The 13,620-nt window shown below is 56.2% G+C and carries 13 protein-coding genes; 7 read left to right on the top strand and 6 right to left on the bottom strand.

Features of this window, described 5'->3' with window-relative positions:
* Positions 1-2: 2 nt before the first annotated feature.
* The 5 genes from ACR0JG_RS05775 to ACR0JG_RS05755 form a co-directional block, all read right to left on the bottom strand.
* Positions 3-1,316, bottom strand: coding sequence for a TRAP transporter large permease subunit (locus ACR0JG_RS05775; RefSeq protein ID WP_170393803.1), 1,314 nt, complete (start codon positions 1,314-1,316; stop codon positions 3-5).
* Positions 1,317-1,320: 4 nt separating this feature from the next.
* Complete coding sequence (locus tag ACR0JG_RS05770; protein ID WP_170509064.1) at positions 1,321-1,854, bottom strand: TRAP transporter small permease subunit; 534 nt, start codon at positions 1,852-1,854, stop codon at positions 1,321-1,323.
* A 70-nt stretch (positions 1,855-1,924) separates the two neighbouring features.
* A complete protein-coding gene (locus ACR0JG_RS05765) occupies positions 1,925-2,899 on the bottom strand; it encodes a TRAP transporter substrate-binding protein (RefSeq protein WP_010441591.1) in 975 nt (324 codons plus the stop codon).
* 52 nt (positions 2,900-2,951) lie between these two features.
* Positions 2,952-4,202 (bottom strand): NAD(P)/FAD-dependent oxidoreductase, encoded by a 1,251-nt coding sequence (locus ACR0JG_RS05760; protein WP_480568042.1) that lies wholly within the window; start codon positions 4,200-4,202, stop codon positions 2,952-2,954.
* The gene (locus ACR0JG_RS05755) at positions 4,199-5,332 is read right to left on the bottom strand and encodes an enolase C-terminal domain-like protein (protein ID WP_480568040.1); all 1,134 of its coding nucleotides are present in this window, start codon (positions 5,330-5,332) and stop codon (positions 4,199-4,201) included. The genes ACR0JG_RS05760 and ACR0JG_RS05755 overlap by 4 nt, the downstream gene beginning before the upstream one ends.
* Positions 5,333-5,428: 96 nt before the next feature.
* Here ACR0JG_RS05755 and ACR0JG_RS05750 point away from each other — a divergent pair, with 96 nt between their 5' ends.
* Positions 5,429-6,349, top strand: a complete 921-nt coding sequence (locus ACR0JG_RS05750; RefSeq protein WP_480568038.1) for a LysR family transcriptional regulator — start codon at positions 5,429-5,431, stop codon at positions 6,347-6,349.
* Here the strand turns inward: ACR0JG_RS05750 and ACR0JG_RS05745 are convergent.
* A complete protein-coding gene (locus ACR0JG_RS05745) occupies positions 6,310-8,004 on the bottom strand; it encodes a thiamine pyrophosphate-binding protein (RefSeq protein WP_480568036.1) in 1,695 nt (564 codons plus the stop codon). The two genes, ACR0JG_RS05750 and ACR0JG_RS05745, sit on opposite strands and share 40 nt — an antisense overlap.
* A gap of 111 nt (positions 8,005-8,115) precedes the next feature.
* Between ACR0JG_RS05745 and ACR0JG_RS05740 the strand changes: the two genes are divergently transcribed.
* The 6 genes from ACR0JG_RS05740 to ACR0JG_RS05715 all read left to right on the top strand — a co-directional run bounded on the left by ACR0JG_RS05740 (position 8,116) and on the right by ACR0JG_RS05715 (position 13,616).
* A complete protein-coding gene (locus ACR0JG_RS05740) occupies positions 8,116-8,820 on the top strand; it encodes a GntR family transcriptional regulator (RefSeq protein WP_480568034.1) in 705 nt (234 codons plus the stop codon).
* Positions 8,817-9,527, top strand: coding sequence for an aspartate/glutamate racemase family protein (locus ACR0JG_RS05735; protein WP_170509055.1), 711 nt, complete (start codon positions 8,817-8,819; stop codon positions 9,525-9,527). Before ACR0JG_RS05740 ends, ACR0JG_RS05735 begins: the two co-directional genes overlap by 4 nt.
* Positions 9,528-9,720: 193 nt before the next feature.
* Positions 9,721-10,728 (top strand): phosphate acetyltransferase, encoded by a 1,008-nt coding sequence (gene pta / locus ACR0JG_RS05730; protein WP_480562262.1) that lies wholly within the window; start codon positions 9,721-9,723, stop codon positions 10,726-10,728.
* A gap of 69 nt (positions 10,729-10,797) precedes the next feature.
* Positions 10,798-11,829, top strand: a complete 1,032-nt coding sequence (locus ACR0JG_RS05725) for a putative sulfate exporter family transporter (RefSeq protein WP_170596697.1) — start codon at positions 10,798-10,800, stop codon at positions 11,827-11,829.
* A gap of 161 nt (positions 11,830-11,990) precedes the next feature.
* Entirely contained in the window at positions 11,991-13,229 is a 1,239-nt protein-coding gene (locus tag ACR0JG_RS05720; RefSeq protein WP_480568032.1) for an AGE family epimerase/isomerase, read from the top strand.
* A gap of 144 nt (positions 13,230-13,373) precedes the next feature.
* Entirely contained in the window at positions 13,374-13,616 is a 243-nt protein-coding gene (locus ACR0JG_RS05715; protein WP_170393778.1) for a hypothetical protein, read from the top strand.
* Positions 13,617-13,620: the final 4 nt, after the last annotated feature.

The following is a 13,620-nucleotide window of genomic DNA, read 5'->3' as shown; positions in this document are numbered from 1 at the left end:
GTCTACCCACCGGGGCTTTGACGCAGGTTTTCGGGCAGCCACGTCGCCAACTCGGGGAACCAGATCAGAACGAACACCATCAGCACCATGATCAGGAACATCGGGATCGCAGCGCGGGCGATATAGCTCATTTCATGGTTAGTCATGCCCTGCATCACGAACAGGTTGAAACCAATAGGCGGTGTGATCTGCGCCATCTCGACAACGACCACGATGAAGATCCCGAACCAGATCAGATCGATCCCGGCGTCCCGGATCATAGGCTCGACAACAGCCATAGTCAGCACGACCGAAGAAATCCCATCAAGGAAGCAGCCCAGAATGACGTAGAAAACCAGCAGAACCATGAGCAGCTCGAACCGGGTCAGTTCCCAGCCCGCGATCAAATCCGCAAGCCCGCGCGGCAGGCCGGTAAAGCCCATCGATAGTGACAGGAACGCAGCGCCTGCAAGGATCAGGGCAATCATGGCGCTGGTGCGGGTCGCGCCCATCAAACTTTCAGTGAAGGTCTTCCAGTTCAACGATCCCTGCCCTGCTGCCAGTAGCAGTCCGCCAATCACACCGAAAGCCGCCGCCTCGGTCGCCGTAGCATAACCCAGATACATCGATCCGATTACCACCATGATCAGCAGGATCACTGGCAACAGAAAGCGAGAGTTCTTAACCTTTTCGGAAAAGGTCAACTTGCTCTCATCGTTGGGGTTCCAGTCTTTGCCAACTTTGGAATAGATGGCGACATAGCCCATGAACATTGCAGCCAGCACAAGACCGGGCAGGATGCCTGCAAAGAACAGCTTGGTGATGGACTCGTTGATCGTAACGCCGTAGACGATCAACGTCAGTGACGGAGGGATCATTAGCCCAAGTGTTGCCGCGCCGGTCAGCGTGCCGATGACCATGCGTTCGGGATAGTTGCGCTTTCGCAGTTCCGGGATCGACATCTTGCCAACCGTGGTCAACGTCGCGGCAGATGACCCCGATACCGCGGCAAACACCGTACAGCCTACGATATTCGTGTGAACCAGCCCGCCGGGCAAAGGTGCCATCCACGGCGACAGGCCTTTGAACATGTCTTCGGACAATCGCGTTCGGTAGAGAATCTCGCCCATCCAAATGAACATAGGCAAGGCAGTCAGGGTCCAGGAAGAGGACGCCGACCAGATCGTGGTGATCATGACATCGCCTACGGGGCGCGTCGTGAACAGCTCCATCCCGACCCAGGCGACGCCCATCAGGGCCAGCCCGACCCAGACACCGGTGCCCAGCAAGGTGAAAAGGACAAAGAGGAAGAGGATAATAACGGATATATTTTCCATGCTCTTACTCTCCGTGGCTCTGATCGGCCAGATCACGGGTGATGCGGTGATCACCCTTGAACAGGACATGGAACAGGTGATCGGTCAGCGCGATGGCCAGAATGACCGCTCCGATCAGCATGGTAGATTGCGGTATCCAAAGGGCGGTTTTGTCTTGTCCCTGGCTGATATCGTTGAACTTCCAGCTCCAGTACACAAAGCGATAGGCATACCAGCAGAAATACCACATGACCGCCGAACCAATCGCAAAGCACCAGATTTCCAGAATTCTGCGAAAGCCATCGGGAACCGCATTCAGGAGAATGGAGACTCTAATATGGCTGCCTCGGTTCAGGGCGTTGGCGAAGGCCAGAAAAGACGCAGCGGCCATCGCGTATCCAGCATAATCCGGCGCGCCAGGAAAAACTTCGCCGGTCCAACGGGCCAGCATTTGCACCACAATGAGCACCAGAATGGCAATCAGGCTGAGCGCCGCCAGAACCCCTGCTGCCAGATAAATGAAATCCAGTACGGACCTGAGCCCTCGCATTGCCGTCATGCTGTCCCCGCTGTGCTTTTTGTGGATTGGGAGCAGGCGGCAGGATGAACTGCCGCCCGCATTCGAACGATTATTGAGAGTTAAACGCGTCGACGATGGCTTTGCCTTCGTCACCGGCGGCCTCAAGCCATTCGTTGGTCATGGTGACACCGATTTCTTTAAGCTCATTCGTCATCTGTTCGGACGCAGGACCAACGGTCATGCCGCCATCGCGCAGACCCTGAAGCGTAAAGCCGGTATATTCCTTGGCACGCCAGTTACCTGCATACTCGGCCAGTTCCGCACAGCCTTTGATGACGTTCTTGTTCGCATCCGAGACACCGGCCCAGACGTCTGAGTTGACCATCACGTAGTTGCGCGGCAGCCAGGCATCCACTTCATAGAAGTAGTTCAGGCTTTCCCAGACCTTCCGGTCATAGCCGGTCGACCCGGACGATACCATGGAATCCGCTACTCCGGTGGCAAAGGCCTGGCTAATCTCAGCCGCCTCGATGGTGACGGGCAGCATCCCAGTCAGTTCGGCCAGGCGTGAGGTGGCGTTGTTGTAGGAGCGGAACTTGATCCCCTCCATATCCGCAACCGAGTTCACTTCGTTCTTGAAATAAAGCCCTTGCGGAGGCCACGGCACTGCATAAAGCAGGGTCAGGTTCTGTTCAGCCAACAGCTTTTCAATCGAAGGTTTGGCGGCATCCCAAAGCTTGGCGCTATCATCAAATGACGTGGCCAGGAACGGGATGGAATCAAAGCCGAACAGCGCGTTTTCGTTCTGGTGCCCAGACAGCAGTCGCTCACCAATCGGGGCTTGCCCGGTCTGGATCGCACGTTTGATGTCTGCACCTTTGAACAACGAACCGGAAGGGTGCGTAACAATCTCAATCTCACCACCTGTGCCGGTGGTCACGCATTTGGCAAATTCCGCGCCGGTGGCTGAGTGGAAGTTTGATGCCGAATAGGCCATCGGCATGTCCCATTTCTCAGCCATTGCAGGTGCGGCCGCGGCGGCTGTCAGAGCGGTTGCCGCCAGAAGGCTTGTCAGTTTTTTCATCATGTTTCTCCCTGTTGAGTTTTGAGGTGCCGGCGTTCTTCGCCAGTCATTTCTATGTTGCGAAACGTGAGGGCGCATAGACGCTCATGTCAGTGTTCGGTGTTCTGCCCGCAATCATCTGGGCCAGAAGTCGCCCCGTTTTCGGCCCGCCTGTCAGGCCAATGTGATGGTGCCCAAAGCCCATATACGCACCGCTGATCCCCGGAGCCTCACCGATAATCGGGATCGAGTCGGTTGGTGCTGGGCGGTGCCCCATCCATTCCACTTCCTCCTTCCATGTCAAACCCGGGAAGGCCATCCGGGCATTCTTGCGCATCAATTCAAACGGCGCGCGTGAGGGTGGCGCATCAAGACCGCCAAATTCCACGATGCCAGCCAAACGAATGCGGCCATCCATCGGTGTGGCGACAAATTTGCCGGAAACCACCATGACCGGACTGCGCGGCATGGCAGAAGGCTCCACCAATTCAAGATGATAGCCGCGTTCGGTTTCAAGGGGAACAGAAATGCCTAAACGCTTGGCCAAAGGCCCCGACCAAACGCCCGCAGTTACAATTGCCGTATCGCACGCGATGGTTTCGCCTGCCGCCCGTATACCGGTTACGCGACCATTTTCCTGAACAACGTCATCGACCGCCGCACGTAGGATTGTGCCCCCATGTGCCTCGACATACGCCGCCAGATCTTTGACGTACCGACCTGGATCCGTGATATGGCCATGATCCGAAAGTTTCGCCGCAAAACCGATATCTTCACTATAGACCGGGTCGTAGGCGTGAAAGCCCGGGCCTTCCAATTCGTCCCATGTGAATCCGTTCCTGCGCCGAATGTCCCAGCCAAACGCATCATCATTGAAATGCGCGCGGTCCTTGTACAGGAACAGATAGTCAGACGGCACGATCCACTTTTCAGCGCCTGTGCCCTCGGTCAACGCTTTGTGGTCGTTCAGGCTATCGCCAACAATTGGCGTCAAAGCTGATGCTATGCGTTCCACATCTGATGCATTCGCATGACTCAGATAGCGGGTTAGCCAAGGGATCAGCTTTGGAAGATACCCCCATCTCAGGAACAACGGCTGAGACGGGCTGAGCAGCATTTTGGGCGCCTTCCGGAGCAGCCCTGGAACAGTCACCGGAACAATCGAGCATGACGCCAGCACGCCCCCATTGCCATGTGAGGTGCCCTCTCCCGGTCCGGCCTTGTCGATCAGGATTACCTCGTGACCATCCCGCTGCAGCCATACCGCAGCAGACACGCCAACGATCCCGGCGCCGATGATTGCTATGGTCTTCTTCTCGCTCATGCCCCCACCGCCTTGGTCACTGCATAATGCTCAAGCTTGGTTACATCAGGCCTGTTGCCTAGCCCGGGTGCGTCAGGAACTACAACTTCGCCGCTGCTTACTTGGAAGGGGCTTTCAAGAATGTCTTCTTTCAGGAAGTAGGAGGCTTGATAGAACTCGCAGCCCAACGTTATCTCAGGTGTTGCAGCAATCATATGTGTGCCTGCCAGATGCGCCAATCCGGCCTCGAACATATCACCGCCATAGGCTGTCAAACCATGTGCAGCAGCGATACGGGCCACAGTCTGGCCTCGCGTCGGGCCACCTGATTTCATGATTTTCACTGAAACCCCGTCACAGATAACGTCACGCGCTGCCCGTTCCATGTCTTCGGGGCCAAAGACGCTCTCATCAGCCAGAAGTGGGACGTCAATCATCTGTCGCAACTTGCCCATCATGCTGAATTGATGAGCGCGGACAGGTTGCTCAATGAAATCCGGAGCGAATTGCGCAACATCGCGAACCTGCGCCGGTGCGTCCTCGATACTGAGCCCCTGATTGTAATCTACACGAACCCTGAAATCCGGGTGGTTCTGTGCGAGATATTCCAATCGCATGATATCGAAGGCGTGATCTTTGAACCCGGTCTTGAGCTTTACAATCCGAACGCCATCGGCCTGCAATTGTGCCAGCAACTCAACATCCTGAGCAAAATCCGGGTTCGCAATTGAGCAACTGAGTGGAATGGTTCCCCGGCACTTCCCGCCCAGCAGAGACCAAACAGGAACCTTGCTGATTCTGCCCGCAAGATCCAGCAAAGCGGTTTCCAATGCAGCCTTTGCCTCGGTGCAATGAGCCACGGCATAAGCTGCCTGTGCCATGATCGCTGAATGGTCACCCACTCTGGCCCCAACCACAAGTGGGCGCAAATAGCGATCAAGGGCTGCATAAGTGGCCTCTGGGGTGCCCGTGAAGACAGACCAGGGAGAGGCCTCTCCAAATCCTTCACTGCCGTCCTCGGATCTCAGCCGCAGGACAACGACTTCGCATGTTCCTTCGACGGACCCGATGCCATGATCACGGCGAGACGTCACGGGCAACTCAAGGTGCCAGAGATCATAGCCGATGATTTTCTGTGTCAGATCGCCCATTGCACCCCCTGCCAATGGCCGAAGCCTGCCTTGACGAGGATATCATTTCAAATACTATATTATCTAGAGGTCATCAGGAAAAATGATACTATAGCGATGTCCCTGCGATTTCGTCAGCTACAGGCTTTTCACGCCATCATGGAAACCGGCACTGTCACGGGTGCGGCCTCGGTGCTTGGGATTTCACAGCCCGGGATCAGCAATCTGTTGGCACAGCTAGAGCGCGAAGCGCGTTTGCCGCTGTTTGAACGCAACAAAGGCCGGTTGCTGCCTACGCCAGAAGCTGAACTTCTATACCGCGAGGTTGATACGGTTGTTCGGGGGCTGGATCACGTAGCGCAGGCGGTCACGGATCTGCAGAACAAGCATCCGGGTCAATTGCAGATCGCCGCACCACATCTGCTATCCTTCGGCTTCATGCCGCGTGAGATCGCTCGCTTCGCAGAAAGCCGCCCGAACCTGTCGGTGAGTTTTCAGTCGCAGTATTCCTCGAAGATTCAAGAATGGGTAATCTCTGGCCTGTTTGAGATCGGCATTGTCGAGATGCCCATTCTGCATGACACACTGAACTATCAGGTCTTTGAGTTCGAAACGCTGGCGACCTTTCCGGAAACCAGCCCTTTGGCAGATTATGATGTACTCACACCTGAAATTCTAGAAAACGAACCATTCATCGTGATGGGGCCAGAGCATCAAACCCACCGACGAACTCGGGACGTCTTCCAATCTGCAGGGCGCGCCTGGCGGACCCAGATTCACACCCATCTGTCAGAAAACCTGCTGAGTTTCGTCAAGCAGGGTATGGGGGTCGCGATGATCGATCCCTTCACTGTCACCTTTGACGACGAGAGCGGGTATCAAACCCGCCCCTTCCGACCGGCTGTGATGCTTGATCTGGCCATTATCACCGCGAAAGGGCGACCACTATCAACGATTGCACAGGATTTTCTGGCGCAGCTAACCCCTTCGATCGCCTCTTATGCCACCCATTCCGAAACCGGTGCAGCGGCCTCGTGAAGCGGTTGTGAGTGAATGTCGACCAATGTCGGGCCATCATGCTCGATAGCCTGTTTCAGAACTTTGGACAGGTCTTCGGGATCTTTGACAGTCCATGATTTCACACCAAAGGCGCTTGCAACAGCGGCGTGGTCGGTGCGGTTGAAATCAACATTGTAGTATCTCTGCCCAAACCCTGCGTCCTGTCCGGCCTTGATCCAGCCAAAGACCGAGTTCGAGAATACTATCGAGGTGATCGGCATGTTGTGCCGCACCATGGTTTCGAACTCACCACAGGTAAAGCCGAATGAACCGTCACCCATCACCGACAAGGTCTTGACCGAAGGCCGTCCAATATGCGCACCCATTGCAGCACCCAATGAATACCCCAACGCCCCATGCGCCCGGTTGGTGATGAAATGCCGCCCCGGTTTCCGCCAGCGGTAGTGCGCGCTGAAATAGGGGCACGGCGTGCCGGGATCAGCGACAACAATTGCATCGTCATCCAGGATATCCATTAGCGAAGCCATGACAGCCTCGGGCCGGATCGGCGTTTCTCGGCTGGCTGCAAGCGGGGCGAACGCAGCTAATTTGGCCGCCCATGCCGCGTTTGATTTGGCCGCCCCGCCCAGCCTGGACAGGTCTTGGCGTGCCGCCAATGCGTCCGCCAATGCCTCCAGCGCGAGACGCGCGTCGGCACAAATAGCGACTTCGGTCGGATAGTTGGCTCCGATCACCATCGGGTCACTGTCGATATGAATGATGGTGGCATCGCGCGCAGGGCTTCTCCAGCGCTCGGTCGTGACGGATCCTGCGCGACATCCGATGAACAGAACGACATCCGCCGCATCTACCACAGCGCGGGTGGCAGGCACCCCGCCATTCGATCCGACAACACCAAGCGCGAGCGAGTCTGTCTCGGCAATCGAGCCCTGCCCCGACACGGTCGTGGCGACAGGCATATCCAACAGTCCCGCAACCCGGCGCAGTGCGTCGCTTGCCCCTGATAGAACGGGTCCACCGCCACAAACGGCTACAGCGGATTTAGACTTTGAAAGTATCTCTGCTGCCGCCTCGACCGCATCCATGTCGGGGCCTGCACGTTCCGCCGGATAGCTGCGATGTCTTGCATCCGCCCAGATCTCTGCCTCGTCCACCGGCGCTTTCTGAGTATCGAAGGGCAAGGCAAGATGTGTGGCCCCAGGTGTACCGGTGGTCATTGCACGGAATGCCGCCCGAACCATGGCCGGCAATCGTGTGGCGTCATCCAGCGACGCATTCCACTTGGCCAGCGGCTTGAACAGCGCGGGTTGGTCCAATTCGGTCAGCGGGTACTTTCCCCGGCTGGTTGTCGCCACATCCGAGGTGATCGCAAGAATAGGAACCGAGCTTTCGTTGGCTTCGACCACCCCAGGTAGGATGTATGTCGCCCCGCCTCCAGACGGGCCTTCGCAGACACCCGGCTTACCTGTCACCCTTGCATAACCATCCGCCATGTAGGCCGCATGACGTTCATCCCGCGTCAGAATGTGTTGAATACCGTGATCCATGCGAGCCAGCGCATCATAGAATGGCAAAGTTGTATCTCCGCACAGGCCAAACATGTGCTTCACGCTATGCGCCTCAAGCATGCGCACCATTGCCTCGGCGCCGGACAGATAATTCGTTCCCGTCATGGTCTGCGATTCCTTTAACTAACTCTGCACACAGATCTGTATACAGTTTTGTATATTGATTTCAAGACTTGGCTGTGGCACCTGTGAGCAAGCGATCAAAAGGCAGTACCAATGGCGGGTCCACGCGTTGATGATATCTATGAAAAGGTGAAGGCCATGGCGGTTTCATTTCGACTGCGCCCTGGCGATCGTTTGAACGAGGTGGCACTGTCAAAGGACTTGGGTGTCAGCCGCACACCACTACGCGAAGCTCTGAACAGACTGGTCGCCGAGCGTTTGTTCGACTTCCGTCCGGGTCAGGGTTTCTTTTGCCGCCCACTGGATGCACAAACTGTGTTCGATCTTTTCGAGCTGCGCCAGATCATCGAAACCGCTGCGGTCCGCGCTGCTTGCACCAAGGCTTCAGCAGAACAACTGCAGGCGCTCTGCGATGAGCTTTATGCGACGGGTATCGATATCACCGGGCTTACCGTTGAAGAGGCCGTCACGCGAGATGAAGCGTTTCATCTGGGCATCGCCCGGCTGTCTGGCAACATGGAATTGCTGCAAACCCTGATGCGGATTAATGAGCGCATTCGCTATATCCGATGGATTTCCATGAGTCTGGACCGGGTCCAACGCTCAAAAGACGAACATAAGCGCGTCATGCAGGCCTTGATGAACCGCGACGCTGATGAGGCCGCGCAGGCTTTGGGCACCCATATCAACAAGCGGATGGATCAGGTGCAGGACGCGGTGCGCCATGGGATATCAAGCATCTATATGGAAGGGTCGGACGATATCTCGACCCGCATCATTCAGGAGGCGCAGTCATGATCGCGCAGGGCGGAAAATCCATATACGGCGCATCTGTCGGCATCCTGATGTTGGACGCACAGTTTCCACGTATTCCCGGTGATATGGGCAACGCTCGGACATGGCCGTTTCCCGTGCTCTATCGCATCGTGCGCAACGCCTCGCCTGATCTTGTGGTCCGACAAGGTGCTGAAGGAATGCTTGGAGCGTTCATCGATGCCGCACGGGAACTTGTCAAAGACGGAGTAGACGGGATCACCACCAATTGCGGCTTTCTTTCGCTGTTTCAGGATGAACTGGCCGAGGCGGTTCCTGTTCCGGTCGCGACGTCCTCGATGATGCAGGTCGATATGGTGAACCGTATCCTTCCTGCAGGAAAGCGCGCCGGCATTCTAACCATCTCCGCCTCAACACTTACGGATGAGCACCTGCGAAAGGCACAGGTCCCCGACGGAACTCCAATTGGCACCACCGAAGGCGGCAGCGAATTCACAACCGCTATTCTCGAAAACGCATTGACGCTGGATGTGGACAAAGCCCGCGACGACAATGTCGAAGCAGCGCTTGCGCTGCAAGCGGGCAATCCCGACCTTGGTGCAATTGTACTGGAATGTACAAACATGTGCCCTTACGCGGCGGACATACAGCAGGCGACTGGTTTGCCAGTGTTTTCTATTGTTACTTTCATCAACTGGTTTCAGGCCGGACTAAACCCGCCAAGGTTCTGATCAAGTGAACAGTAAGTCCAGAGTAGCCGCCGCCTATAGCCAGATGGCGATTCTGGACCTATCGGCAACAGCTTGACGGTGAACCAGAACCAAGCAATCAAGAAACGAAATCAGAACAGCGCCAAAACGATCATCGTTAACCTCAAGGCACCTGTTCTGACGCCGATTAACAACAGTTCAGGAACCGAGACGCATGACGAAAACACCGATCGAGCTGTTGGCGGCCAGTGCCTCGGAAACCCGCCCAATTGTAGCGCTGAGCGAAGGCACCGATCCCCGCATTGTTGCCGGAGGATTAGCCGCCCATAAGGCTGGTCTGGCCAATATTATTCTCGTTGGACCTGAGGCCGACGTTAAAGCGGCGCTCGCGGCAGAGGGTGGCTCAACCGGGGACGGTATTGCCATCCATGATCCTGCGCATTCGGAACTGACTGACGCTTTTGCGGCCGAGTATTATTCTCTGCGCAAACACAAAGGTGTCGATGAAGCCAAGGCACGCAAAGCCGCAGAATCGCCGCTGGTCTATGCCGCGATGCTGGTGCGAATGGGGCACGCAACAGGAACCGTGGGCGGGGCGGTCCATACCACAGGCGATGTGGTCAGAACTGCCATCCAGGTTATTGGAATGAAGCCCGATGTTGGAATGGTATCCTCGTTCTTCCTGATGTACCCACCCGAGGCCGCCGCTGAGGGCGCTCGCGCCATGCTCTATTCAGATTGCGGCTTGGTGATCGATCCGACATCCGAAGAACTGGCAAACATTGCGGCCGCTTCAGCGGTGTCCGCGCGGGCATTGCTGCAGGAAGAGCCAAAGATCGCGATGTTGAGTTTCTCAACAAAAGGCAGCGCCCAACACCCAGCGGTGGACAAGGTCGTCAACGCGACAGAAATACTGCGGGCGAAACACCCAGAGTTGAATGTGGATGGCGAGCTGCAATTCGATGCCGCCTTCGTGCCGTCGATTGGTGAGCGAAAATCCCCCGGGTCCTCGGTCGCGGGTCAGTCGAACGTCAAGATTTTCCCAAATCTGGATGCCGGAAATATCGGGTACAAGATGACTCAACGGCTGGGCGGTTATCTGGCGATCGGTCCGGTTTTGCAGGGGCTCGCCAAACCGGCCAATGATCTATCGCGCGGATGCAGCGCGGAAGATGTGACGCAGATCATCGCGGTGACCATCCTGCAGGCGCGCGAACCCTAAACTCGGCAGCCCGCCTGCTTTATCGCGCAGGCCCGCGACCCATTCATTACAAACAAAGGACCATCCGTTATGGCGTCCGCCGATCCTTCAGCCCTATCCCTCACCGAGCGGAGCAAGGAGCGTGTTCGCACGCTCTTTCCCGGCGTCATGATCGCCGTAACCGTTGCCGTCGCCGCCAAGTTCCTGTCCGAGCATTATGCTACCCCGGCCATGCTGCTTGCCCTTCTTTTGGGGATTGCGGTCAGCTTTCTGGGCGAAGAAGGAAAAACCGTTGAGGGGATCGGATTCGCCGCACGCACACTTCTGCGCCTTGGCGTGGCCTTGCTGGGTGTGCGCGTGTCGATGACCCTGATGCTGGGTCTGGGCTGGGACCTGATTGCCCTTGTGATCGTCGGAGTGCTGTTGACCATAGGATTTGGCCTGTCCGTAGCTCGTTTTTTTGGCCACAAATGGCGCTTTGCCTTTCTGACCGCCGGTTCGGTTGCAATTTGCGGTGCATCGGCGGCAATGGCGATCAGTGCAATCCTGCCCAAGGACGAACGCTCGGAAGAGCGTCTGATTTTTACGGTCATGGGCGTGACCGTTTTGTCCACCATCGCCATGATCGCCTATCCGATCCTGGTACGCACATTGGGGATGAACGAGATTGCGGGCGGTGTGTTTCTGGGTGGCACCATCCATGATGTGGCTCAGGTTGTCGGCGCGGGATTTTCGATCTCGGAACAAACCGGAGATACAGCGACGCTGGTAAAATTGTTCCGCGTGGCGATGCTGGCACCGGTGGTTTTGGTCGCTTCACTGATTATTCGTGGCTTTGCTGAAATGGACGAAGACGGGAAACGTCCACCGCTGTTGCCGGGATTCGTGTTAGGATTTCTGGTTCTCGCTGCGGCATCCTCATTCGGATTGATCCCGCCAGCGATTTCAGAATTTCTAAGCCAATGCTCTCGATGGTTGTTGCTTGTTGCGATCGCAGCTGTTGGGATGAAGACAAACCTTAAACAGATCCTGTCGGTCGGTGCAGCCGCAATCGCCCTCATCATAGTGGAGACGTTGTTCATCGCCGTGGTAATTCTGGCCGGGATTAACCTATTAACCTGAAGCAGTTACCAAGAGTTTTCCGCCAACTGCGACGGCTGAACGGCAACCCCTGACAGTCCGGTGCGGGTTTGCCGATTGCCTTCGTGCGCGGTGTTTGGTTCATTGGCGACTGGCGCTTTGCAGCGCTTTTTCGTTCGATTCCGAATGGTCCCTCAAGCGAGATGAAGAATATGGACAACACCTTGCCTCTGCCACCCGGCCCGCATTCCGAACCGGGCTTTTGGCTTGATACATCTGAACACCGCACGTGGTTGAAAGATCAGGCTATGCGACAGTTGGCGTTTTTCAGCGCAAGTTGTCGGACCGAGCCAGGATTTTTCATCCTCGACCATGATGGCAGCCCGCTGCCAAACACATTGCAGGAACTGCACACGACTACACGCCTAGTGCATTCTTACGCTCTGGGGCATCTGATTGAATTTCAAGGCGCAGAGCGGATCATCGATCACGGTATGGCCTACCTCAACAGCCACCACAAAGACCGGGATCACGCCGGATACCTTTGGGCTTTGGATGGCGACAACATCAAGGATGATCGCAAACTTGCCTACGGGCATGTCTTTGTTCTGCTCGCTGCCTCAAGCGCAAAACAGTTAGGGCACTCGGAAGCTGACAAACTGCTGGCCGAAATCCGGGATATCCTTGATACACATTTCTGGGATGATGAGACCGGGTTGTTCCGCGACGAATGGAACCGCGATTGGACGCCGTTTTCCACATATCGCGGAATGAACGCGAATATGCACGGAGTTGAGGCACTGCTTGCAGCCTTTGAGGCGACAGGCGACGAAATCTATCTTACCCGCGCCGGTCGTATTCTGGATTTCTTTATCGGCCGGATCGCACCTGCTGAAAACTGGCGCTTGCCCGAGCATTTCACTTCAGATTGGCAGATTGACCGAGGCTATGCCGGTGACCCGATGTTTCGTCCCGCAGGCACGACCCCGGGCCATTCATTCGAGCTTGGGCGACTTCAGCTGCAGCATTGGGATTTATCGGGCCGACCAAACTCGGGCGCGCCCGAGTCATCGCGACGATTGATTGAGCAGGCCCTCAAGGATGCATGGCTGCCCGGCGGCGGCATGGCATATACGCTGGATTTTGGGGGTCGGGTCGCAAATGCGTCGCGGTTCTGGTGGCCAGTAGCTGAAGCCATTGGTGCGGTTGGAGCCCTGATCGCACTGGATAAAAGGCAAGAGGATGAAATTTGGTACAGAAAACTCTGGACCTTTGCGAATGAAACGTTCGTGGATCACCAACATGGCGGCTGGTTCCCGGCGGTGGATGAATCCGGTGACATCGTGACATCCATCTTTGGCGGCAAACCGGATATCTATCATTCATTGCAGGCTTGCCTGTTCCCGCTATCGGGGCGCTTATCGCGGATGGTGCCGCTTTAGCGCGCGTATTCAAGCAAAGCGAGACCCGCATCGAGCCGGCTCAATTGAAGAGTCGGGGCAAATCTGCTATGTTAAATACATTCAACACCATCCGACGACCTGCGAATTCGGATGCGTTTCTTGACGAACGGATAGGAGAGTTGAATGGCAAATCAAGCACGTGGAAAGCGAACGACCCGAAAGGGCACACTTGAGGTGAGACCACAACCATCGGCCCATTCCGCCCTGAGCGAACGGGCCGGGGCGTCAGGCCTCATGACCCCGCAAATGCTGAGCGAACGCGATGAGCGCGTCTCAAAAACTCGCAAAAAGGGCGGGCCTGCTTTGGAAGAAGATAATTCGGATCAATCCGGCAATGACGCTGATCCGACAGAACTGGATTACTAATCAA

This window comes from Ruegeria sp. AD5, assembly GCF_056542345.1.
This window is presented reverse-complemented; position numbering and strand designations above follow the sequence as displayed.

What these genes read in the sequence shown, in the direction of transcription:
- ACR0JG_RS05720 (WP_480568032.1), top strand. Translation starts at nt 11,991, where the DNA reads ATGAAGAATATGGACAACACCTTGCCTCTGCCACCCGGCCCGCATTCC.
- ACR0JG_RS05755 (WP_480568040.1), bottom strand. Translation starts at nt 5,332, where the DNA reads ATGGGCGATCTGACACAGAAAATCATCGGCTATGATCTCTGGCACCTT.
- ACR0JG_RS05775 (WP_170393803.1), bottom strand. Translation starts at nt 1,316, where the DNA reads ATGGAAAATATATCCGTTATTATCCTCTTCCTCTTTGTCCTTTTCACC.
- ACR0JG_RS05770 (WP_170509064.1), bottom strand. Translation starts at nt 1,854, where the DNA reads ATGACGGCAATGCGAGGGCTCAGGTCCGTACTGGATTTCATTTATCTG.
- ACR0JG_RS05715 (WP_170393778.1), top strand. Translation starts at nt 13,374, where the DNA reads ATGGCAAATCAAGCACGTGGAAAGCGAACGACCCGAAAGGGCACACTT.
- ACR0JG_RS05745 (WP_480568036.1), bottom strand. Translation starts at nt 8,004, where the DNA reads ATGACGGGAACGAATTATCTGTCCGGCGCCGAGGCAATGGTGCGCATG.
- ACR0JG_RS05765 (WP_010441591.1), bottom strand. Translation starts at nt 2,899, where the DNA reads ATGAAAAAACTGACAAGCCTTCTGGCGGCAACCGCTCTGACAGCCGCC.
- ACR0JG_RS05725 (WP_170596697.1), top strand. Translation starts at nt 10,798, where the DNA reads ATGGCGTCCGCCGATCCTTCAGCCCTATCCCTCACCGAGCGGAGCAAG.
- ACR0JG_RS05750 (WP_480568038.1), top strand. Translation starts at nt 5,429, where the DNA reads ATGTCCCTGCGATTTCGTCAGCTACAGGCTTTTCACGCCATCATGGAA.
- ACR0JG_RS05740 (WP_480568034.1), top strand. Translation starts at nt 8,116, where the DNA reads ATGGCGGGTCCACGCGTTGATGATATCTATGAAAAGGTGAAGGCCATG.
- ACR0JG_RS05760 (WP_480568042.1), bottom strand. Translation starts at nt 4,202, where the DNA reads ATGAGCGAGAAGAAGACCATAGCAATCATCGGCGCCGGGATCGTTGGC.
- ACR0JG_RS05735 (WP_170509055.1), top strand. Translation starts at nt 8,817, where the DNA reads ATGATCGCGCAGGGCGGAAAATCCATATACGGCGCATCTGTCGGCATC.
- pta (WP_480562262.1), top strand. Translation starts at nt 9,721, where the DNA reads ATGACGAAAACACCGATCGAGCTGTTGGCGGCCAGTGCCTCGGAAACC.